Source organism: Streptomyces jeddahensis (assembly GCF_001642995.1).
Taxonomy (GTDB): domain Bacteria; phylum Actinomycetota; class Actinomycetes; order Streptomycetales; family Streptomycetaceae; genus Streptomyces; species Streptomyces jeddahensis.
In genome coordinates, this window is record NZ_LOHS01000125.1 from 1 (window position 1) to 21,409 (window position 21,409).

At 69.0% G+C, this 21,409-nt stretch carries 16 protein-coding genes and 2 pseudogenes; 7 read left to right on the forward strand and 11 right to left on the reverse strand.

The window, feature by feature from the left end:
• Positions 1-186 precede the first annotated feature (186 nt).
• Complete coding sequence (locus STSP_RS29255; RefSeq protein WP_157902932.1) at positions 187-726, reverse strand: hypothetical protein; 540 nt, start codon at positions 724-726, stop codon at positions 187-189.
• 238 nt (positions 727-964) lie between these two features.
• Between STSP_RS29255 and STSP_RS40510 the strand changes: the two are divergent.
• Positions 965-1,316, forward strand: a pseudogene (locus STSP_RS40510) (dCTP deaminase); the annotation flags it as partial.
• An 842-nt stretch (positions 1,317-2,158) separates the two neighbouring features.
• Here the strand turns inward: STSP_RS40510 and STSP_RS29260 are convergent.
• The 6 genes from STSP_RS29260 to STSP_RS29285 form a co-directional block, all read right to left on the reverse strand.
• Positions 2,159-2,353: a hypothetical protein gene (locus STSP_RS29260; RefSeq protein ID WP_067283994.1), complete on the reverse strand. Its 195-nt coding sequence runs from the start codon at positions 2,351-2,353 to the stop codon at positions 2,159-2,161.
• A 42-nt stretch (positions 2,354-2,395) separates the two neighbouring features.
• The gene (locus tag STSP_RS29265) at positions 2,396-4,666 is read right to left on the reverse strand and encodes a discoidin domain-containing protein (RefSeq protein ID WP_067283995.1); all 2,271 of its coding nucleotides are present in this window, start codon (positions 4,664-4,666) and stop codon (positions 2,396-2,398) included.
• A gap of 78 nt (positions 4,667-4,744) precedes the next feature.
• Positions 4,745-5,632, reverse strand: coding sequence for a carbohydrate ABC transporter permease (locus STSP_RS29270; RefSeq protein WP_067283996.1), 888 nt, complete (start codon positions 5,630-5,632; stop codon positions 4,745-4,747).
• Positions 5,633-5,638: 6 nt separating this feature from the next.
• Positions 5,639-6,619 carry a carbohydrate ABC transporter permease gene (locus STSP_RS29275; RefSeq protein WP_232789840.1) on the reverse strand — a complete coding sequence of 327 codons (981 nt, stop codon included), beginning with the start codon at positions 6,617-6,619 and terminating at the stop codon, positions 5,639-5,641.
• Positions 6,620-6,668: 49 nt separating this feature from the next.
• Positions 6,669-7,964: an extracellular solute-binding protein gene (locus STSP_RS29280; protein WP_067283998.1), complete on the reverse strand. Its 1,296-nt coding sequence runs from the start codon at positions 7,962-7,964 to the stop codon at positions 6,669-6,671.
• An 81-nt stretch (positions 7,965-8,045) separates the two neighbouring features.
• Complete coding sequence (locus tag STSP_RS29285) at positions 8,046-10,673, reverse strand: beta-glucosidase (protein ID WP_067283999.1); 2,628 nt, start codon at positions 10,671-10,673, stop codon at positions 8,046-8,048.
• A 155-nt stretch (positions 10,674-10,828) separates the two neighbouring features.
• Between STSP_RS29285 and STSP_RS29290 the strand changes: the two genes are divergently transcribed.
• Positions 10,829-11,464: a TetR/AcrR family transcriptional regulator gene (locus STSP_RS29290; RefSeq protein ID WP_269801060.1), complete on the forward strand. Its 636-nt coding sequence runs from the start codon at positions 10,829-10,831 to the stop codon at positions 11,462-11,464.
• A gap of 318 nt (positions 11,465-11,782) precedes the next feature.
• Positions 11,783-12,310: a hypothetical protein gene (locus STSP_RS37660; RefSeq protein WP_198547455.1), complete on the forward strand. Its 528-nt coding sequence runs from the start codon at positions 11,783-11,785 to the stop codon at positions 12,308-12,310.
• Between the two features lie 95 nt (positions 12,311-12,405).
• On the opposite strand, the pseudogene STSP_RS40515 reads toward STSP_RS37660, so the two are convergent.
• Positions 12,406-12,541: pseudogene (locus STSP_RS40515) on the reverse strand (sigma factor-like helix-turn-helix DNA-binding protein); the annotation flags it as partial.
• A 513-nt stretch (positions 12,542-13,054) separates the two neighbouring features.
• Between STSP_RS40515 and STSP_RS29300 the strand changes: the two are divergent.
• Entirely contained in the window at positions 13,055-14,143 is a 1,089-nt protein-coding gene (locus tag STSP_RS29300) for a substrate-binding domain-containing protein (RefSeq protein ID WP_232789841.1), read from the forward strand.
• A gap of 78 nt (positions 14,144-14,221) precedes the next feature.
• Here the strand turns inward: STSP_RS29300 and STSP_RS29305 are convergent, their stop codons facing one another.
• From STSP_RS29305 to STSP_RS29315, 3 genes are all read right to left on the reverse strand, one after another.
• The gene (locus STSP_RS29305) at positions 14,222-15,412 is read right to left on the reverse strand and encodes a cation:proton antiporter (RefSeq protein WP_067284002.1); all 1,191 of its coding nucleotides are present in this window, start codon (positions 15,410-15,412) and stop codon (positions 14,222-14,224) included.
• 2 nt (positions 15,413-15,414) lie between these two features.
• Positions 15,415-15,894: a cation:proton antiporter regulatory subunit gene (locus STSP_RS29310; protein WP_067284003.1), complete on the reverse strand. Its 480-nt coding sequence runs from the start codon at positions 15,892-15,894 to the stop codon at positions 15,415-15,417.
• Between the two features lie 554 nt (positions 15,895-16,448).
• On the reverse strand, positions 16,449-18,425 hold the full coding sequence (locus tag STSP_RS29315) for a DUF2599 domain-containing protein (RefSeq protein WP_157902934.1): 1,977 nt from the start codon (positions 18,423-18,425) through the stop codon (positions 16,449-16,451).
• Positions 18,426-19,010: 585 nt separating this feature from the next.
• Here STSP_RS29315 and STSP_RS41050 point away from each other — a divergent pair.
• The 3 genes from STSP_RS41050 to STSP_RS29325 all read left to right on the forward strand — a co-directional run bounded on the left by STSP_RS41050 (position 19,011) and on the right by STSP_RS29325 (position 21,225).
• Positions 19,011-19,622 carry a hypothetical protein gene (locus STSP_RS41050; protein ID WP_332835400.1) on the forward strand — a complete coding sequence of 204 codons (612 nt, stop codon included), beginning with the start codon at positions 19,011-19,013 and terminating at the stop codon, positions 19,620-19,622.
• 335 nt (positions 19,623-19,957) lie between these two features.
• On the forward strand, positions 19,958-20,236 hold the full coding sequence (locus tag STSP_RS39370; protein ID WP_157902935.1) for a hypothetical protein: 279 nt from the start codon (positions 19,958-19,960) through the stop codon (positions 20,234-20,236).
• Entirely contained in the window at positions 20,233-21,225 is a 993-nt protein-coding gene (locus tag STSP_RS29325) for an aminoglycoside phosphotransferase family protein (protein WP_067284005.1), read from the forward strand. Before STSP_RS39370 ends, STSP_RS29325 begins: the two co-directional genes overlap by 4 nt.
• The last annotated feature ends 184 nt before the right edge of the window (positions 21,226-21,409 follow it).

A 21,409-nucleotide genomic window follows, 5' to 3' on the forward strand; every position in this document is an offset into this window, starting at 1 on the left:
CCGACAAGGGCTACGACTACGCCCACCTGCGGCGGTGTTATCCGAGCGCGGCATCCAGCACCGCATCGCCCGCAAAGGCGTCGAGAAGTGAGGAGCGATCCGGCCATCTGGAATTCGGGCTTCGGCGCTGGTCGGGACAGGCGCCAGCCGCCGGTGCACCGGCGACCGGTCATGCCCAACCGTTGCTCAGTCCTGACCAGGGGTCAGTCGCAACACAGTGAGGTCGAACGCGAAAGCGGTGGAGCAGGACAGCGGGACACTCTCACCGAGCACATCCACCGTGGTCACCGTCTCCAGCTGGGTGTTGGTGCCCTTGGTGATGACGTAGTGGTCCGCCGGGTCCTCGATGACCTCGTGCACGCGCTTCGGCTGTCCCGCGTCCGCGTAGGTGCCGCTGATGACGGCGTCGCCCGCCGGCTCGGCCGTGTCGTCCAGCTTCCTGACCGGGATCTCGGCCGCGATTGTCCCGTTGGAGAGGAGCGTGGTGTCCAACGGTCCGTAACCGCCGCCGTACTCCCCGTGCGGCGTCTCGACCGACAGGCTGGCGTGCGAGCCGAACGCGGAGTTCTGGTAGAGGTCCACCGTGACGGTGACGCCTCCGGACTGCCCGGTGCAGGACAGGGCGTAGCCCTTCTCGATCGTCTGCTGCGGCTTGGATCCGTTCTCCGTCGCCGGGGCGGCCTGGGCGGCCACGCCTGCGGTGGCGACCATTCCGGCACCGATCAAGCAGGCCAGTGCGACTCTTGTCAGGTTTCTCAACTCGGTTCCCCGTTCTCGGACTCTGGGCCCATATGGCGCGTTTACGCGCGTTGCGGGAACTGAGACACGCCAGGTACGCCTTGGGTTGCACCGAACGGAGAAAATTCGTCGCCGTGGCGAGCCTCAGAAGTTCGTCTATGTGAGGGGAGCGAGCAAGGCGGACAACGCCACATGGGCGGTGGCCAGCCACGCGCTTCAGCCAGCCATGCTCCAGCCCGCCAGCATCGACGTCCGCCTCGACCGCCGCTTCCTGGTGTTCGAGACCCACCGGTACGGGCACATCGACCCCGCCCTTGAGCAACCGGAGTTGATCGTCTCCACGTACGAGAGATCCGCCTCCCCGCGGACCTGGCCGCCAGGGCTTGAGGGCAGAGTTCGCTATGACCTATGCCGATTGACCTCGGTACCCTGCCGATCAAGCTGTGGCGGGGCATGAAGATCGGGCAGCTGTGCGTGTTCCAGCTGTCGAGTCCGGCGGAGCACCCGTACGGCAGCAGCGTGCGCGGCTCCCACTACCAGGGGCAGGGGGCCCGACCACGTCCCGGAGCTGGCAGCACGTTCGGGCAGGGACGGTGCGACCCAAGGCACCGCGTCGGCATGGGCGCCTCCTCCTACCGGTTCGTCCGGACCGCAGCAACCCAAGTGGGCCTGGTGCGTGGTCGGTATTGCGGTACCGCTCGTTGGGATCGTCGTCACCCTGCTCGTCAATAGGGCGACGCCGGCCTCCTCTCCTGCTCCTCAGCCCTCGACTGACCGGGCAGACTCGGCAGCCCCAACCTCCACCGAGAAGCGGGGAACAGGTTCGGCGCCTCCCCCCAAGGTCCGGTTCGGGCCAGGTGATGTACGCCTCGAATTCCTCCTCACCGGACACGTCGACCTCGACTCCGCCCCACCGCTCGCAACAGACAGCAGAACCGACGGCACCGACATCTCCCTCGAGAGCCACACTTGGGTCGACGTCCATGGTCAGCTGGCGCCCCTCCCGTCCACTGGACCCGATCCGAGCGAGGCGGAGTGTACTGCCCAGCTCCAGAACAACGGGACTGAGTGGATCAAGAAGCTGGCCCGGGGAGTCCGCTTCTGTGTGCAGACCTACGAGGGACGAACGGCATACGCTCGCGTGATCACCGCCCCGACAGAGAGTGCTGCGGGCACCGTTCTGCTCAAGGTGACCGTGTGGGAGCTCCCCGGCGAGTGATCACGGACCGCGCGGATCACCGGTTACTGAGACACGCTCCTAGCCACGCGCCCCGCCGGAACTTCGCCCCTGGCCCACCATGCCGGTGGCTCACGGACCTGCTCATTCTCACCGAGAGTGGAGCCTTCGGGCTGTTTCGGTTCGACGTACGCCGAGCGGTGGCGCCGGTCGGTGCCGCCGCTCGGCGTTGCTGGGCCCGATCTAGGGGTGCAGCGGGCGTCGGCTGGCGAGGTCCGGGACGCCGGCGTGTGCGGCCAGCTGCTGTTCCAGTGCCGCGTCGGTCTCCTTGAGACGGTGGTTCTCCCTCTGCACGACCTGGACGATCCGGGCTAGGAGCTGGGCCTGGGAGCGCAGGTCGTCGCGTTCGGAGGCGCGCCAGGATTCCTGCCGCCGCACTGGATCGCCCAGGTCCGCGCAGCCGACCTGCCCGGCTTGGGTTCAGGCCGGCCGTGTGGTGAAGATCGCGGCGGCGCCGGCGGGGAGTCGGTAGCTGTAGGTCGTGCCGCGCCACGGGACGTCGAACGTGGCAGTGCCGGTGCCGGCGTTGTAGGCCGCCGTCAGCCGGGTGGCGTCGGGCAGGGTCGCGCTCTTGCGCTGGACGCCGTTGTCCGTCCCCGCGCTCGGGTTGGTCTTTCCGTCAGGGGCGAGGACGGAGATGTCGTGGATCGACCACCAGCTGCCGGAGCCGGCCTTGTTGACCACCCGGATGTAGCGGGCGGTAGTGGTGGGCAGCAGGATGCGGGTCACGGTGCTGCCCGGGCCGGTCGCGATCGGCTTACCCCAGGTGGTGCCGTCGTCGGAGGTGTACACCTCGTACTGGCGGGCGAAGTCGCCGGGCGAGGCACTGGTGTCCAGGACGATCTGGTCGAAGGTCTGGGTAGAGCCGAGGTCGACCTGGAACCAGTCCCCGGACTGCATGCCGTGTCCTGAGCTCCAACGGGTGGCGGCGTCGCCGTCGATGGCCCTGGAGGGCGGATCGTCCGAGCTGCTGGCCGAGGCCGATGCCTGCCAGCCGTCGCGAGGCAGGGCCACCTCACCGGTGGGCGGGGTGAGCGACGCGCCGGTGGGCAGGGTGTAGCCGAGCCACTGGTCGCCGATGCGCACCTGAGCCTGCTGGGCGAGCAGGCTGCTGTCGTAGGTGATCAGTACCTTGCTGCCGTCGGAGTTACGGAAAGGGACGTCGACCGAGCCGATCGCGGCCGGGTCGGTGCTGCCCTCCTGGGTGCCGGTCCAGGTGAAGGTCGCGGCAGCTCCCGCGGCCAGGGTGTAGGTGACATGGCGGTCGCCCCAGCCCACGCTGAAAGTGCGGGCTGTACTGCCGGAGTTGTAGGTGACCAGTGCGGTGGAGCCGTCGGGGTTGGTGAACGCGACGTCCTCGATGCTGCCCTTGCCCAGGGTGCTGGAGGCGACCCGGCGCGCGCCCGGCTGGACGAACTTGCTGGCCTGCGCCAGCGCCCAGTAATCGGCCGTCGGCGTGTACGACCACTTACCGTCGGAGTTCTCGGAAACGGTCACCACGGGGCGGCAGGTGAGGCATCCGTTGTTGGTGGGACCGCTGTCGGCGTCCAGGGCGATGTTCCAGCGGACGATGCTCTGGGCCCAGTTCCGCGGGCCGTTGATGACGTTGTCCATGGCGCCGGCGAAGCCACCCTGCTCGTCGCCCTCCCAGCTGCCGCCGGAGCACTCGGTCTGGAAGGCGGGCTTGTTGGGATAGTCGTTGTGGACGACGCTCTGGGCCACCACGTTGCCGGCGTAGCAGTGCCAGGCCGTGCCGGTGACGTGCTGGGCGCTCGCCGGGTCGGCGTAGAGGGATTCGGGGTAGCTGGTGACGTCCCAGTTGTGGTCGTAGCCGAGGATGCGGGTCGACAGGCCCTCGGCCCGCAGGGTCGGGGCGAGGTAGCGGGTGATGAAGGTCTTTTCCTGGTCGGCGGGCACGTACATGCCCGGGTAGCCGGCCGGTTCGTACAGCGGCTCGTTCTGCGGGGTGATGTAGCGCACCGGCACCCCGGCCGCCGCGTACGCCTTGAGGAACTTCGCGAAGTAGTCGGCGTACGGCTGGTAGGCGTCCTGCTTGAGCCGGCCGGTGACCATCGAGTCGCTGGTCTTCATCCATCCCGGTGGGCTCCACGGGGTGGCCATGAGGGTCAGCTGCGGGTTGATCTTGCGGGCCTGCTTCAGCAGAGGGAGGGTGTACGACCGGTCGTGGTCGATCGTGAAGTTCGCCAGCGTGGGGTCGCTCTGGCCGGCGGGCATGTCGTCGTAGGAGTAGTTGCCGCTCGCGGTGAAGTCGCTGGCGCCCATGGGCTGGCGCAGGGCGCTCAGTCCGATGCCGTCACGGCGGCTGAACAGGTCGCGCATGAGTGCGTCGCGCTGTGCGGAGTCGAGCTTGGTCCCGACCAGCCAGGCGGAGGAGTCGGTGAACGAGGCCCCGAAGCCGGTCATCGGCTGGTACGTGCGCGTGGTGTCCACCGTGATCGTCGAGCCGGCCGGTGCGGGGCCGGCCTTCCAGGGCACGGACGGCTGCTTGGACAGGTGGGTGTTGGTGGACAGGTCGGTGAGCCAGACCGACGCCTTACCGAGTGCGGGGGCGGCGGAGGCGGGCGTGGCTGCCGGCAGTGTCGGGAGAGCCGCGAGCAGCGCCGCGGCGGTGGTCAGGGCTGCCCGGCGCCGTGGCCGGGCGGCGCGTTCGGGCCGAAGGGTGGGTCTCATGGCGCGGCTCCTTGTGTGGGTGACTGCGGTGGTGCGAACCCGGCGCATGGGGGCCGAGGAAGGGCGCCGGAGCTGGGGTCACTTCAGGCCGGTGGTGGCAATGCCGGCGACGAAGTGGCGCTGGAACAGGAGGAAGACGGTGATCACCGGGAGGAGGACGACGACGGCGCCGGCGAGCAGGATCCCGAAGCGGGTGAAGTCCTGTCCGCTGCTGGCCAGGGCGAGCCCGACCGGCAGCGTGTACTGGTCCTCGTTCTGTGCCACCACCAGCGGCCACAGGAAGTTGTTCCAGGAGCCGAGGAACGTGATGATCCCGAGGGTGGCGAGGGCCGGTTTGGTCAGCGGCAGGATGACCTTCCAGAAGATCGCCAGCTCGCGGCAGCCGTCGACACGGGCGGCGTCGATGAGTTCGTCGGGCAGGGTGGAGATGAACTGCCGCATCAGGAAGACCCCGAAGGGTGCGGCGAGGAACGGCAGGATCAGCCCGAGCAGGGAGCCGTTCAGCCCCAGATTGGTCACCACGACGTACAGCGGTACGAAGGTGACCAGGCCCGGCACCATCAGGGTCGCGATGACCAGGACGAAGACGCTGCGCCGTCCGCGGAACTCCAGCTTGGCCAGGGCGTAGCCGAGCATCGAGCAGAAGATCAGGTTCCCGGCGGTGACGGCCAGGGCCACGACCACGGAGTTGGCGAACATGCTGCTGAAGTCGAGCCTGCTGAACAGTTCGCTGTAGTTGCCGATGGACGGCTTGGTGGGGATGAGGACGGGGGGCACCCTGCGGATGTCGGCTTCCGGTTTGAAGGAGCCGGAGAGCATCCACAGAAACGGCGCGATCATCAGCAGCAGGGCGCCGGCGAGCGGCACATACAGCCAGGGGTGGCCCCAGTTCTGCCGGATGCGGCGGCGCCGCAGTTCCCGGCCTGTGCCTGCGTGCTCTGAGTGAGGGGAGGAGAGGGTGCTCATGGGGCATCAGTCCTTGTCCCGCAGCACGCGGAACTGCAGCGTGGTCAGGGCGACGATGAGGACGAAGACGACGTAGCCGGCTGCGGACGCGGCGTCGTAGTTGCCGTTGCCGAACTGGCGGTAGGCGTACATCGTGGCCGAGAGCGTGGAGTCGAGCGGGCCGCCGTCGGTCATGACGAACGGCTCGTCGAAGAACTGCAGGTAGCCGATGCCCGTAGTCACCGCGGTGAGCAGCAGGGCGGGTCGCAGGAGCGGGAAGGTGATTCTCCAGAACCGCTGCCAGGGCCCGGCCCCGTCGAGTTCGGCGGCCTCCATCAGGGAGTTGGGCACGGACTGCAGACCGGCGAGCATGATGATCATGACGGTGCCGAGGTTCCGCCACACGGCCATCACGATCATCACGGGCAGGGCGAAGCGGGTGTCGGCCAGCCACGCTGGGCCGTCGATGCCGAACCAGCCGAGGGCGGTGTTGACCAGGCCCGCGCGTGGTTCGAGGAGGGTCTTCCAGACCACGGCGACGGCCACGATGCTGGTGATCACCGGCAGGTAGAAGCCGACTCGGAAGACTGCCCGGAAGCGATGGATGCCGTTGTTGAGGACCACGGCCGCCGCGAGCCCGGCGGCCAGCGTCAACGGCAGGCCGACCAGGACGAACACGGCGGTGTTGCGCAGGGCCGTGAGGAACTGCTCGTCCTGGAAGATCCGTACGTAGGTGTCGAAGCCGGTGAACGACACGTTCAGCGGGGTGCGCAGGTCGGCGCTCTTGGTGTCGGTCAGGCTCATCAGCAGTGACCAGACGACCGGCAGCAGCATGAAGGCCGCGAACAGGGCGAGGAAGGGCGCGGCGAGGATCCAGGCGGCGCGGGCCTGCCGCCCGGTCGTGGTGTGCCGGAGTGCGAAGCGCCGGCGGTCGGCGGGCCGTATCGTCCGGCCCGGCCCGGCGGCGCTCTTCACGCGCGTGTCGCCCTGCCCAGGATGGGTGCTCATGGACATGGATGTCATCCGTCCGTACGAGGGGTACTCACAGGGGCGTCACTCAGCGGCCGGTGCCGATGCTGGTGGCCTTGGACTGCAGCGACTGCTGCACCTGGGCGACGGTGGCCTTGCCGAGGGCCAGCTTCTCCAGTTCGGAGTCGATGGCGTCGGCGATCTGCTGCCAGGTCGTGATGGCAGGCGGAGCCTTGGTCACCTTGAGCTGCTCGGCGAACGCCTTCATCTTCTCGTCCTCGGTCAGCTTGCCCTCCGACCACGCCTGGACGGCCGCGGGCAGCGCACCGGTGGCCTTCGCGTACGTCGCGAGGTTGGCGGGCTCGGTGAGGAACTCGGCGAACTTCCATGCCGCGTCGGGGTTGTCGGCGTCCTTGAAGACGGCCAGGTCGCTGCCGCCGGCCAGCCCCGCGGGCTGCTTGGCGTAGGGCAGCGGCATGGTCTTCCACTTGCCGTCCATTTCCGGGGAGTCCTTGTGCAGGTTGCCGCCGGTGCTGGCGCCCTGCTGCACGGTGGCTATCAGCCCGTCGCGGAAGCCCTGCGCGGCATCGGTCTTGTCGGTCGGCGCCATGCCGTCCTTGAAGATGCCGCCGTAGTACTTCAGCGCTTCGGCCACCTCGGGTGAGTCGAACGTGAACTTCTTGGCCTCGGCGTCGTAGATGTCACCGCCCTGCTGCCACACCATGGGCAGCCAGAACAACCAGGAGTTGAAGCCCATCAGCAGCCCGGTGGCGTTGCGCAGCTTGGGGTTCTGCTTGCCCGCGGTGGCCTGGATGGCCTTGAGGTCCTTGAGGTAGCCGTCCCAGTCGCCGGCCGGGGCTCCCTTGATGCCGGCCTTGGCGGTGATGTCCGTGCGGTAGTAGATCGCCGATGTGTCCGCGATGAACGGCACACCGTACGAGGTGTCCTCGTACTTCGTGGTGTCCCACTGGCCGGGGAAGAAGTCCCCCGGCTTGATCGACTTCGGAGTGGCCTGGAAGCCCTTCATGGCGGCCATCTCGGCCATCCAGGTGGAGCCGATCAGCGACATGTCCGGTGTGTTGCCGCCGGCGATGGCGGTGGTCAGCTTCTCGTGGGCCGCGTCCCACGGCACCGCGGTGATCTGGACGTCGACGTCCGGATTCTGCTGCTCGAACTTCTTGGCCAGGTCCTTCAGGGCCGTGTCCGTGTCGCCCATGGACCACATGACGAGCTTGCCCTTGGCAGGGCCGTCGCCGATCTTGGCGGCGGCGTCCTTGTCGGGCCCGGAGTTCTCGCTCCGGCCGCAGCCGGTGGCCAGCAGGGCTGCGGTCAGGGTGACGCAGAGGGCCTGGAGGGTTCTGGCGGTGTGACGGTTGGTGCGCATGGTGCGGCTCCCTTGCTGGTGATCTGTACAGGACGAAGGGGGGTGGCTGGGGCCAAAGGGAGTGAAGGCCGGCCGGGTGGGTCAGCCTGCGGCGTGGAACCCGCCGTCGTCGACGGTCACCTCGGCGGTGAGGCGCAGATCGCGGCTGGAGCGTCCGACGTGGAGCCGGTAGCTGCCGGGCGGGGTGCGCCACGTGCGAGCCTCGCTGTCCCAGACCTGGAAGGCGCGGGCGGGCACGTGTATCTCGGCGGTGGCCCGTGCGCCCGCTGCCACCTGGACGGTGGTGAAGCCGGCGAGCAGGCGCGCGGGCCGGTCGGGGCCGTCGTGGGGCGGCTCCAGATAGACCTGGACGACCTCGTGGCCCGCCCGGGGGCCGGTGTTGGTCAGCTCCACGGTCAGCTGGAGTCCGTCTCCGCCTGCGGGGCTGGTCAGGGAGGCGGCGGAGACGGACGTATCGGAGGTGCCGGTCCCGGAGTGAGGGCAGGCGGTGACTGATGCGTACGCCCACTGGGTCCAGCCGAGGCCGTGGCCGAACGGGAAGGCGGGGACGAGCCCGTCACGGTCCCAGGCCCGGTGGCCGACATGGAGACCTTCGGTGTAGGTCACGATGCCGTCGTGCGGGCGGGCGTCGGGCACCGGGACGTCCTCCGCCCGGGCCGGCAGCGTCCACGGCAGGCGGCCCGACGGTTCGGTGCGGCCGAGCAGAACGTCGGCGAGCGCGTGCCCGGCCTCCTGGCCCGGCAGCCACGCCCACAGCAGCGCCGGCACCTCGTCGGCCCAGGGCAGCAGCGCGGGGGCGCCCGCGTTGACGACCACCACGGTCCGCGGATTGGCGGCCAGCACCTTGCGTACCAACTCGTTCTGGTGGCCGGGCAGTTCGAGTCCGGTGCGGTCCCAGCCCTCCGACTCGACCTCCTCGTTGGTGCCCACGACGACCACGGCCACATCGGCCGCCTGCGCCGCGGCGGCTGCTTCGGCGATCTCCTCGTACGGCGTCGGCCCGGGCGGGGCGTGACGCAGCTGAGCGGTGACGAAACGGCCGTAGCTGCCAGCGTCGACCACAGTGAGGTCGATGGCGATGGCGACCGTGCGCGCCTCGGCCCCCACCCCGAGGTCGATCTCCTGCAACGGCGGGTGGTGGTGGCTGGAGTCGAGGATCAGGCCCACGCCCCGGTCGTCGTCGCCGCTCAGGACGTGCTCGCCGTCCACGCTCACGCGGAAGCGTCCCGTGCAGCCGAACTGCAGGCGGTGCGTTCCCGGTTCGGTCAGGCTCAGCACCGTGCGCAGCACCACCCGGCTCGTCCCCGCACAGAAGCCGTCATACGTCTTCCAGTCACCGCTCGTGCGGACCTCGGTGCCGATCCGGTTCCCGTCGGCGTCCACATGGTCGGCCCGCATCCCAGCGGTGCCGGTGTCGGGATCGGTGAGCAGCGCACCGGAGACGAAGGGCAGACGGCGGCGGGAGTCGCCGCCCCGGTGCACGCTCAGGCGCACGTTCTCGGGGAGCGCCGCGCGCAGCCCGTCCTCGAAGGACACCGTGTGCACCGCCGGTACGAACGCGCTGCCGCCGCCCTGGAGATACGGCGCCACCGCGTTCGGGCCGATCAGCGCGATGCTGCCGATGCCGTCCGACGCGAGCGGCAGCAGCCCCGCAGCATCGCGCAGCAGGACGGTGCCGCGGGCGGCGATCTCGCGCAGCAGGGCGAACTCCTCGGGCGCGGGCGTCACGGGAATCGGGCGGTCGTGCCCGGGAACCGGGCGGTCGGCCAGCACCTGTGCGGTGTTCTGTCCCGGTTCGCCGATCGGGCCGGTGGGCTCGCCGATCCGGCCGGTGGCCCGGGCCAGGCGCAGCAGCCTCAGTACCTTGTCGTCGATGATTCCCTCGTCCACCTCGCCCGCGCGTACCGCCGCCACGAGAGCTTCTCCCCATGGGCCGTCAGGCCCCGGCATCACCAGATCGAGGCCGCCGACCGCCGATTCCACGGTGGAACCCGTGGCGGCCCAGTCGCTGACCACGGGCCCGGAGAACCCCCACTCTCCCTTGAGGACGTCGCGCAGCAGCCGCGCGTGCTCGGTCATGGGCGCCGACTCCACTCCGTCGTCGACGCCCGAGTAGGCGGCCATCACGCTCCACGGCCGGGCCTCGGCGATGACCTGCTCGAACGGGGCCAGATAGACCTCCCGCAGCGTGCGCTCGTCCAGCCGGGAGCGGTAGCGGGTGCGGTCGGTCTCCGAGTCGTTGGCGACGAAGTGCTTCAGGCACGCGCCCACGCCGCGGTCCTGCAGTCCGCGGACCACTGCGGCGGCCAGGGTCCCGGTGAGCCGCGGGTCCTCGGAGAAGTACTCAAAGTGCCGCCCGGCGACCGGGGTGCGCTGCAGGTTCGCCAGCGGCGCCAGCACCACGTCGACGCCCTTGCGGCGCGCCTCCGTGGCGAACAGCGCGCCGAGTTGTTCGGCGAGCTCCGCATCCCAGGTTCCCGCCAGCGCGCTGGGCGCCGGAGCGAGCAGCCCGGTTTCGGCCGGATCGGCTCCGGTCCCCCGCACCCCCTGCGGACCGTCGGACATCGTCAGCGCACGCAGCCCGAGCCGGGGCTCGGCCGGCAGCGTCCACACGCTGTCCCCGGTCAGCAGCCGGACCTTGGACTCAAGGTCCAGGCCGCGGATACGGCGGCGCAGCTCGGCGTCGGCAAGGAGAAAGGCAGAAGTCATGGCGTCCTTCCAAACCGCTTGCAGCGGTATGAAGAGGGCGGAACGGCAGCAGGAAAGCACACTTACTAAGTACTTAGTAAGTCCTTGTGCGGAGGTTCTTTTCGGGGTTGGATCGGAAGGTGACCACTGATCGACAACCCCGTAGACTCCGCACGATGAGCGAGAGCACGCAGAACGGGAGGCGGGAGCCCCGCGCAGGGAAGAGCCTCAAGGCCCAGCAGCGACGGCAGGAGATCCTGCAGATCGCCATGGACACCTTCGCCGCCCGCGGCTACAACAACGCCTCACTCGCCGAGATCGCCGACCGCGCCGGAGTCACCCAAGCCGGCGTCCTGCACTACTTCCGGTCCAAGGCGCAACTGCTCACCAGCGTCCTCGCCCTGCGCGACGAAACCGGCATCGAACAGTTCGGCACCGATCGCCCCCAGGGCCTCGCCTTCCTGCGACACCTGGTGGACACCGCCCGCCGCAACACCGAACGGGAAGGCATCGTCCGGCTGTACGCCGTGCTCTCAGCCGAGAGCGTCACCGATGGCCACCCCGCCCAGGACTACTTCCGCGACCGCTACGCCGGACTGCGCACCATGGTCACCGACGCCCTCGCCGAAGCATGCGAACTCGGCGAGACCCGCCCCGACCTCAACATCGAACAGGCAGCCACCGCGATCATCGCCGTTATGGACGGCCTCCAGATCCAGTGGCTCCTCGCCCCCGACTCCGTCGACATGGCCGCCACCACCGACCGCATCGTCACCGCACTCCTGGCAGATCTGACCAGTAAAACCACCTGACGCAGCCTCAAGCGGCCGCTGCCGTCAGAAACGGCCGGCGGCCTTCGCCGCTCATTCCTGGGCCAAGGCCGAGGCGATGCCCTCCGACGAGGTCGGCATGCCCCGAGTGCGCCCGGAACTGCCCGACTACCGCGGGGTGGCTGTGCCACTTTCACGGGAAGTCATTTGGAGGTGACTTGGGCGGTCATTTCTCGGCGTCAGACAAGATCAATGTCAGTGGCCTTTGATGTCACTCCCGACTGCCCTGCCGGGTGGAAGACTGCCCGGCATGATCGACCCGAACCCGACAGCGGACCTTGTCCGATAGAACTGCCCGCGGTGCTGCACCGCATCGTCACTACCGCCATGGGCCTGGTCGGCGCCCGCTACGGCGCGCTGGGCGTGCTGCACGAGTCCGGCACCCGACCACCCCATCGACGAGCGTCTGAACGCCCTCGCCGACCTGGCCACCACCCACGCCTCGCTTCCGTCCCGATGATCGACTCGCTCGCCACCCTCGACGCGTCGAAGTCGCGCATCACCCTGGCGCTGGTAAACCGGGATCCCGCTTCGGCGATCGCGTGCGACGTGCGCATCTCCGGGCACCCCGTTGATGGCAGCCACCAGGCGACGGTGCTCGAGGGGCCCCATGCGGATGCCTACAACGACGTCGACCAGCCCGACACCATCACGCCGCGGGCGACGAAGGTCGAGTTCCGCTCGGGTCGGGTCGTCCTGCCGTCGCATTCCCTCACCATGTGCCACATCGAGCTGCCCGTGCACCACGCTGAGGGAGAGGTGAACGCCGGACGCATGCTGAGCGGCGACTGGCACCTGTCGACGACCGGCTGGCACAAGAGGTCCTGACCCAACCTTCGCTCTTCGACGACCGGACGCCCGTCCATTGGGCTGAGCTCACGAGCCGGGCAGCTGCCGGTGGGGCTCCGAGAGGGAGGCGCGGGCCGTTGCTGGGCGCTGTTGACGGCCCCGACTGTGGTGCTCAGTTTGTGTGGCCACCTCAGCGGCACCGAACTCCAGTACTTCGCGCAGTACGAGCACGGCCTTCTGCCGCGGCGGCAGGACTTGCATCGCCGCCACGTCGCGAACGTAGGAGCGCGCCGGGCCTTGGCTGACCCCTCCACACCGGTGACGCCATCAGCCCACCCCTGCGGCTCAGCCCGCATTGCTCCGATGGTCGGCGCCGCACCAATGGCGAGGATGCCCCGCTGCAAGGCCGCTGAGGGCTTCCCTGCCGCCTTCCTGGCTCCTTGGCCGCCGGGGCGGGCCGCTCCTTGGCTTCACGCCCAGCTCCGACAGCCGTCGCTGCTGCTCTGCGGACAGCTTCGCCCAGCCGTGGCGCTACCGCTCCAGTCGCAACCGAATTGAGCACCAGATTCATCGCCCACCGCAAACACCGCGGACGCCGAGGCGGCCGGCCTCCCGGCTTCGACGGGGAGGCCTACAAGCGCAACACCGTCGAGTGCACGCGTATGGCACGTGCCAGGTGCTGCGCTGCGCTGGGGCATGCGGGCCGGCGCCGGCCCGCATGCCCGCGCCACCTCGGGGGTACGAATCGGATAAATGGGTGTGGGAGGTTGTGCCGTTGTGCCGGTGAAGGCCTATCGCTGTGGTGCCGCCGCCCTGGCAGCGGTGTGCCTGGCTGCGGGTCTCGCCGCCTGCGGGGAGGCCGGCGAGTCGGGCGCATCCCGCCGGGGCGGCCCCACCATTGGCCTGCTGCTTCCGGACATCCAGGTCAGCCGCTACGAGACGTTCGACCGGCCCCTGATCGAGAAGAAGGTCAAGGAGCTGTGCCCGGAGTGCACGGTGAAATACGCCAACGCCAAGGGGGACGTGGCCGCCCAGCACCAGCAGGTGGACTCCATGATCACCTCGGGGGTGCGGGTCCTGCTTATCGACGTCGTCGACGCCGCGTCCCTCCGCTCGTCGATCGTGAAGGCGAGGGACGCAGGGATCCCGGTCGTCGCCTACGACCGGATCGCCGACGGGCCGGTCTCGGCAATCGTCGCCTACGACCTGGTGGAGGCAGGCAAGGAGCAGAGCGAGGCCCTCCTCAGGGCCCTGGGTGACAAGGCCCGCAGCGCCCAGATCGTCATGCTGGACACTCCCCCGGTCATCCAGGAGACCGTCTTGCGTACGAAAGGCTCCCTGTCCGCCCTCCAGGGCAAGGTGAGAGCCGTCAGGACGTACACCGTCGGTGCACTGGGTGCCGAGCGGGCCTACAGCGGTATGTCCGACGCCATCGCCGACCTGGGCGCCGACAACATCGACGGCGTCGTGGCCTCCAACGACCTCATGGCCTCCGGCGCCATCTCCGCCCTCAAGGCCGCCCACATCTCACCGCTGCCCCCGGTCACCGGCATGGACACCGAACTCACCGCCGTGCAGCGGATCGTCCAGGGCGAGCAGTACATGACCGTTTACAAGCCCTACAAACCCGAGGCCGACGCCGCCGCGGAGATCGCCGTCCTCCTGGCCCGTGGCAGGCGGATCAACCACATCGCCAAGGACCAGATCAACAGCCCCACCACCCAAGGCATCCCGGCTGTCGTGCTCACTCCGATCCCTGTGACCGTCGACAACATCAAGGACGCCGTCGTCAAAGACGGCACGTACACCATCGACCAGATCTGCACCCCGAAGTTCGCGTCAGCCTGCGAGAAAGCCGGACTCACTTACTGAGAAGTCTCCCCGCCGATGTGATAGACCCCCTGCGGAAATGTGATCGTTCCGGGTCTCTCGCAGAACTCTTGCAACTGGTCATTGATGAGAATCACGGTGCCTGACCGTGGTCGCTGTGCGCTGGGGCTCGCCGGGGGCGAGGGCGCCTGCGAAGCGGGTGAGGATGGGTCCGGTGATGGCGAGGGCGAAGACGTAGGCCGTGACCAGGGGGGCCAGGCTGTCGTGCATGGTGCCGACCAGGCCGATGATGACGACAGAGAACTCGCCGCGTGCGATGAGCGCTGTTCCTGCTCGGAGCTGGCCTCGGCGCCCGACCTGGTCCCGCCAGGCGGCGTACCGGCCGGTGATCAGCTTGGTCACGGTCGTGACCGCGGCCAGCGCGAGCGCGGCGGGAAGCAGCGGCAGGAGCTCGTCCGGGCTGACGGACAGGCCGATGGCCAGGAAGAAGACGGCAGCGAACAGGTCTCGCAAGGGGCTGAGCACGGCGCGGCTGCGGGCTGCGGTCTCGCCGGTGAGAGTGAGTCCGACGAGGAAGGCCCCGACCGCGGCGGAGGCGTGGATGAGTTCAGCCAGCGCGGCGACGATGAGGGTCAGGCCGAGGACTCTGAGCAGGAGTTGTTCGGCGTCCGGGTGGGCGAGCAGCCGGCCGAGGTGATGGCCCCACCGGTAGGAAGCGGTGAAGGCGGCGAACATCGCGCCGAGAGCGATGAGGACGCCGAGGGCGGCCTGCCACCAGGGGCCGCCGGCAGCCAGGACCGAGAGCAGCGGCAGGTAGGCGGCCATGGCGAAGTCCTCCATGACCAGCACGGACAGGATGGCCGGTGTCTCCCGGTTGCCCAATCGGCCCAGGTCGGCCAGAAGCCGGGCGACGATGCCTGAGGAGGAGATGTAGGTGGCCCCGGCCAGGGCCAGGATGCCGATGCCGTCCAGGCCGAGGAGCCATCCGGCCACCGCGCCCGGCACGGCGTTCAGCACCAGGTCGACCAGTGCGGAGGGCACGTGCCGTCGCAGGCTGGCGGTGAACTCGGTGAGGGAGAACTCCAGGCCGAGAGTGAGCAGCAGCAGGACTACGCCGATGGCCGCCCCGGTCTCGACGAAGTCGCTGGCCGCGGGGACGGGCGCGATGCCTCCTTCGCCGATGGCCAGGCCGGCGAGCAGGTAGAGCGGAACGGGCGACAGCGTGAACCGCCGTGCCAGAGCACCGAGCACGCTGAGGGCGGCGAGAATAATCCCGAGTTCCAGCAGCAGGGCGCTGACGGAGGTTTGCACGCTCAGCCCTGGATGATCTGTTCCACGCCGGCGATGCCCTCGCGGGTTCCGATCACGACCAGGACGTCACCGACTCGCAGCACGTGGTCGGGTTTTGGTGAGGCGATCACATTCTCGCCGCGGACGATCGCCACGATCGAGGCACCGGTCCGGCTCCGCGCCCGCGTCTCGCCCAGCGGCTGATCGGCATACCGGCTGCCCGCCCGGACCCCGACCTGTCCCGACAGCAGCCCGGGTACCTCCTTGGTGAGGTCGGCGAACCGCTCGGCGATGCGCGGCGCCCCCAGGATCTCGGCGACGGTGTCGGCCTCCTCGCTGTTGAATCGCACCAGGGGACGGGCCTCGTCGGGATCGCCGTGCGAGTAGAGGACCAGTTCGAAGTCGCCGGTCCGTCGGGCGACGATGCCCACCCGGTCGCCCTCGTGGTTGGTGAACTCGTACCGCAGCCCGACGCCGGGCAGGAGTACCTCGGTGACGTCCATGCGCTCATCATCGCCATGCCACGGGGCACGGCAAGGTAAGGAGATCTGCGTGTCGGCGCACCAGGGAGCCTGGCGGTCCCGTTGGTCCAGCCAGCACCGCAACCCTGCTTCTCGCGCGTCAGGACGCCCGCACCACCAGCCGCTACCACCGCCGCCACGGCCTGCTCGAGGACAGCCGCGGCTACAGCCTCGCCGCGTCCCTGGCTTGCGCCATTTCCTCGGATTGATCCTCCACCAGCGCAACCCGGGCCCGGCTTCAAGAGTCGGGCCCACCCTGCTCAGTTCCTCTTCGGGAGCCCTACGACTCGCCGAGTCACCGTGCTCGGTGCGCCAAGGCGAGGGCTCACTTCAGCTGGCGTCGAGCATCTTGCGCATCCGGCTGATCTCGGCTTCGCGGCGCCGGTGAGCTCGTGCTGGAGGCTGGTCTTGGCCAGACCGCGGTTACGCATCGGCCCCACAGGCGCTAGCCGGGAGACCGCGACCGATCCCACCGATCACGACCTCCCGGCCAGCCGCCGGTTACCGAGAGTGCTGCCCGTTGTGCGGTGTGCGGGTCAGGCCTCCGTGTCCCCGTGCAGGTCCAGGCGGAGGGCGGGCAGGGTGTCAAGCAGTTCGCCCGCAGTGGTGCCCAGCGGGGCGGGGAGGGACGGCAGGCCCGGGAGCCAGCCCGTGTCGATCACCGTCAGGCCCGTGGCGAGCTGCTTCGGCTGGGCCTCGTCCAGGTCCCAGCTGGCGCCCGGAGTGCTGTCGTACGAGGGCGCGGCAGGCGGGATGTTGCCCTGGGAGAGCGGCCAGGTCACGCCGCGGAAGCGGCCCGACTGAAGGTAGCCCAGGAAGCCGTGGGTCGCGGAGCGGCCCTTGACGGCGGCCTTGGCATCCGGGGTGATCACCAGCCACTCGAGTTCGGTGGAGACGATCGTCTGGCGGCCGGATGCGGTGGGGACGGAGAGGGAGACCGCTCCGGCGGGCACCGTGGAGTCTGCCGAGGGGTACTTGGCCAGGGCGGTGAAGGCGAGGCCGTCGGGGAGGGTTCCGGCGCCGGAGGCGAGGCCCGCGCGCGGGTCGTAGACCACGACCATGCGCTCGGCGGAGTCCTTGCCGCCGTCGTCGTCGGCGACCTCGACCGTGAGGGTGTTCATCCCGGCGTGGTCGTAGACGTGGGTCGTGTCGCAGGCGCCGTCCTTCGCGGGGAAGGTGGAGGTGCTGCCGTCGTCCCAGGTCACCTTGCAGGTGTGGGTGTCATTGCTGTCGGGGTCGGTGAAGGAGGCCTTCACCGGGACGTCGGTCTCTACGCGGTGGACGTCCCAGTCGGCGGGCTTCGCCACCTGAAGGGTCGGGGCGACGTTGCGGACCGTGACGGTGGCGGTGTCGGAGACGGGGGCGTTGACGCCGTCGTCGGCAGTGAGGGTCACCGTGTACGTACCGTCGTCGGTGCAGGTGACCGTCGTGCGCGGGGCGGAGGCATCGGCGAAGGTACAGGTCGCGCCCTCGTCCACGTCGTCACCTGCGGTGTACGTCCAGGTGGTGGCAGGGGTGCCGCCGTCATCGGCCGCCGTGCCTTCGAGGGTGACCTGCGAGCCCTCGTCGACGGACACGTCCGGGCCGGCGTCCACCGAGGGCGCCGCGTCCGCGGGACCGTCACCGCCGTCGCCGCCGCCGTCGGTGGGCGGCACGTCGAACCAGCCACCGTCCCCCTGGTTGCCCCAGTTGCAGCCGTGGTCCTTGACGCCGTTGTTCACCCGCTCCCAGCTGACGTTCGGATGCGCCGCCTCCAGGTCCCAGGTGTGACCGCCTTTGATGCCCTCGAGGTTGAACTTCACGTGACACCACAGCTGCTTGTACATCGACTCCCGCTCGTCGGCGCTGACGGACGCGGGCAGCGGGGTCTTCTCCGTCGCGCGGTCCCAGATCTGGTCGGTGTAGGCGTCGATGGTGTCGGGCAAGTAGACGCCCGTGGCCTTGTCCGTCGGGATGACCGTGAGGACCACGGTGTCCCTGGTGTCGGTGAACGCGTCCTCGTAGACGCTGGAGTGCGTGTACAGGTCGTCCCCGTCGTCGGAGAACGAACCCTGCCAGTCGCTCTGCACGCCCGTGCCGCCCTGGCGGTCGCCCTCGGCATCCCAGGCGCTCATAGCCCAGGCGATGGCCGCCATGTCGGGCTTGCTCTGGTGCTGGGTGTGGACGGTGTACGTGCGGTACGGCAGCCAGCCGGTGCAGTCGCCGTGGCGCCATTCGCCGTCGCCCGCCGAGCTCCAGCTGAGGTGGAGCTCCACACCGTCGTTACACCTGTCCGTCACCCGGAAGAAGTTGTGCTCGTCGGGATCGGAATCCTCATGCTCGTGGTAGTAGTGCAGACCAGGGTTGAAGCTGGCGAAACCGAGGAGCTCGTCGTCCTCGCCGTAGATCGTCCCGGCGCTCGTCGCGGCCTGCGCCTCCTGCGGTGCACCCGGGCCGAACGGGACGGCCAGCAGGCCGAGGGCCATTACCAGGACGACGGCAGTATGCAGTAAGGCTCTCTTGACGCGTTTCATGACGAGACGCTCGCGGACCAGTCGTCCGGGCTGGAGCCACACAGCCGTTGTCAACATGAAATCCCCCGATGTGCGCTGACCGTGAGGCGCAAGGGATCGCTTCCCTCGCGCCGCTTTGAACCTGAGCATCGCTGACGCGAGCATGGTCAACCAGGCCTTTTGGCTCTGCCCAAAAAGCCCAGGCCACACAGGGGGAAGCGAATGCTCCGTATCCACTTCACCGATGCCGACCTGGTGCGGACCCGTATCGCGTCCGCCCCTGTTCTGTTGTGGGAGATCTGCGCGAGCCTGCACCGTTTCCCATCCCGCCAAGGACGCTGGGCCTACGCCGACTGGCATCGCAGTGTCGGCCCTCGCCTGCACTCCGCAGGGCTCGGGCGCACCTTGCGCACTGTCCTGCACCGCTGGTCCCGCGCGCTGCCTACTGCCCCGACTTCCTCATCCCGCCCGAGGCCGCCGCGGGCCTCGATGCCGGGCTGGAAGCCATCCTGAGTACGCCGAAGCAGCGGATCCTTCACGAGGTGAACATCCTGCAGCGCACCAGCGGAGCCCCAGCATGGGCCCCCCGGCCTGGCCGAGCCGGACATGCGCAAGGACCTGGTACGAGCGATGCGCGCCTACTACAACCCGTCATCGCCCCGTGCGGCGACCGGCATCCACGCCCGCATCGAAGCCGAGCGGTCCGCGCGCGCCCGCACCGTGCTCGACCACGGAACCGAGGGCATCCTCCAGAACCTGGGACCCACACTCCAGTGGCGGCGCCCCGTCCTGCACACGGTCTATCCCGAGGACCGCGACCTCCACCTGGGCGGCCGCGGCCTGCTCCTTGTCCCCTCCTACTTCTGCTGGGGAAACCCCGTCACCTTCGGCGCCACCACCCTGGAACCCATCCTGCTCTACGCGCTCAACCACGAACCCCACCCCTCCACGCTCCCAGAAGAATTCGGCTCCGGCGCACCCCTGGCAGCCCTGTTCGGCCGCACCCGCGCCGCCGTCCTGCGCGCCGCCGCCGTCGGAGCCACCACCAGCGAACTCGCCCACGCGGCAGCGGTCTCGGCGCCATCCGCCAGCCAGCACGCAACCGCCCTGCGCAACGCCGGCCTCATCACCGGCCACCGACACGCAACATCCGTGCTGCACACCCTCACCCCGCTCGGAGCCGCACTCCTGCGTGCCAACACACCGACACCTCAATGACCATGGCGACACGCCTGCTCCGGTTTCCAAAGGCGAGGCACCGCTGGCGTATCACCCGGTCCGAACCGAGCGTTCGAGCGACGCCGCGAGGAAGAAGGAGAAAAGCCTCTCTTGGTGAACCAGAGAGGTCTCGGCGTGGGCGAGCAGCACCCCGATCCGCCACGACCTGCTGAAACTCCCGCATGTGGCCGTCCCCGGGCTCCGAGGCGGCTGGCTCCTCGGCCTCCGAGAGCGCCACGTCGATCGTCGCGCGCAGCTCGCTCTCGAGTGCGCGGGCGACGGCAAGAGCGTGTTCGCGAAGTGCGACGTCCTGCTGGTCCCAAGGTCGAGGCAACGTGGTGGAGAAGCGTGGCTATCGCATGGTCCGAGTCGCCGGGGCCACTACTCAGGACGTGGTCGGCGGCTTCGGCGACATCGCTGGCCGGAGCGGACAGCTCCCGGCGGCCGGCATCGAGCAGCGGGCTCTTATCACGGTCGATGGCCGGGAATTCAGCGGTCACGCTTTCAGTTCCTCATTGGAACTGGTTTCAAGTTGTGGAGGTCTGAGATTGTTGGGTTGGACGAACAATTCGGTTGCCGCTGGGGTGGCGGGCGGGTTGAGTGACTGGCTATGAACCTGGCACAGGCGGCCGAGCGGCTCGGGTTGGGACAGTTGCTGGATGCCCCGCTGCTGCTCAAGGATGACGAGCAAAGCCCGGTGTGGAAGGCCGTTACTGACTCAGGCTCATGGGTGGTGAAGATCGTCCCCTGCTGGGGTGACTTCTGGCTGCCCATGGCTGCCCAGGCAGGGGCGCTTGAAGTCGCCGCGTGGGAGATCGGTATCGCGATGCCCGAGCCACAATCGACAACTCTGGGAGAAGCGGGTCTGTGGCGACCGATCGGGGACGGTGTCTACGCCCGTGCGGTGCGCTTCGTCGAGGGTGCGCATCCGACCGCGCCGACGTCCGAACCGTTGGCGGCATGGGCTGGCGGGCTCGTCGCTGACCTTGCACGGTGCGCGATTCCAGCCGACCCGACCGTCGATGGCGACTACCGGTCGTACTCCCAGCGAGAGTGGGAGGAGTGGTTCGCTCAGGCCGAACGCCTCGAGGTCCTCAGTGCCGAGCATGTCCGCATCTTCAAGCTGTCGGTGGAGCAGGCCGAGGCCATGGTCGAAGATCAGCAGGAGTTGTGGCGATCCAAGTTGGTCATGCATCGCGACATCCGGCACCAGAACGTTCTGACCGGCTCCGGTGGACCGGTGCTGTTGGACTTCGATGCGGCTGGGGCGCAGGACCCGTGGTGGGAACTGGTCTTCACCGCTTTCGGTCTCGCCGGCTTCGGCCGCGGGTTGGAAGTGCCCGAGCGCCGTATCGTCGAAGCGTGCCTGTCCGGGTATGTCGCTGCGGGAGGGGCAGTCGGGGCGGTCGATGAGTCGGCGTTCACCGGTATGTTCGCCGGACGCGTGGGAGCGGCGGCTTGGCAGCTGTGGATGGCCTGCGGCCACCGGGGTGGGAGTCAGGAGTACCAGGCTGGCTTCGCTCAGACACTCAGGGACTCAGTGAAGGCGATGGCCATGATGCTTAACGCCATGCCAACCTGGGCCACTTGGCTCAAGGCGTAAGTGGGGAACGCTGGGCAAGGCACCGCCAACAGACGAGAGGGTCGCTTGCGCCGGGCGGCGGCGCGGCATGGAGGCGGGCCTGCGGCCTGGTCCCGGACGCAGCGGACACCGGGATGGCCAGGTTCGGCTCAGGCGTCGGCGTCCAGGGGCGGTTCCGTCTCGTGCAGCTCGACGGTCATTGGGA

Excerpts from the sequence above, each read along its gene's own strand:
- STSP_RS29265 (WP_067283995.1), bottom strand. The coding sequence starts at position 4,666 with ATGAGACCCACCCTTCGGCCCGAACGCGCCGCCCGGCCACGGCGCCGG.
- STSP_RS29270 (WP_067283996.1), bottom strand. The coding sequence starts at position 5,632 with ATGAGCACCCTCTCCTCCCCTCACTCAGAGCACGCAGGCACAGGCCGG.
- STSP_RS29275 (WP_232789840.1), bottom strand. The coding sequence starts at position 6,619 with ATGAGCACCCATCCTGGGCAGGGCGACACGCGCGTGAAGAGCGCCGCC.
- STSP_RS29280 (WP_067283998.1), bottom strand. The coding sequence starts at position 7,964 with ATGCGCACCAACCGTCACACCGCCAGAACCCTCCAGGCCCTCTGCGTC.
- STSP_RS29285 (WP_067283999.1), bottom strand. The coding sequence starts at position 10,673 with ATGACTTCTGCCTTTCTCCTTGCCGACGCCGAGCTGCGCCGCCGTATC.
- STSP_RS29290 (WP_269801060.1), top strand. The coding sequence starts at position 10,829 with ATGAGCGAGAGCACGCAGAACGGGAGGCGGGAGCCCCGCGCAGGGAAG.
- STSP_RS29310 (WP_067284003.1), bottom strand. The coding sequence starts at position 15,894 with ATGGACGTCACCGAGGTACTCCTGCCCGGCGTCGGGCTGCGGTACGAG.
- STSP_RS29315 (WP_157902934.1), bottom strand. The coding sequence starts at position 18,425 with ATGAAACGCGTCAAGAGAGCCTTACTGCATACTGCCGTCGTCCTGGTA.
- STSP_RS41050 (WP_332835400.1), top strand. The coding sequence starts at position 19,011 with ATGCGCAAGGACCTGGTACGAGCGATGCGCGCCTACTACAACCCGTCA.
- STSP_RS29325 (WP_067284005.1), top strand. The coding sequence starts at position 20,233 with ATGAACCTGGCACAGGCGGCCGAGCGGCTCGGGTTGGGACAGTTGCTG.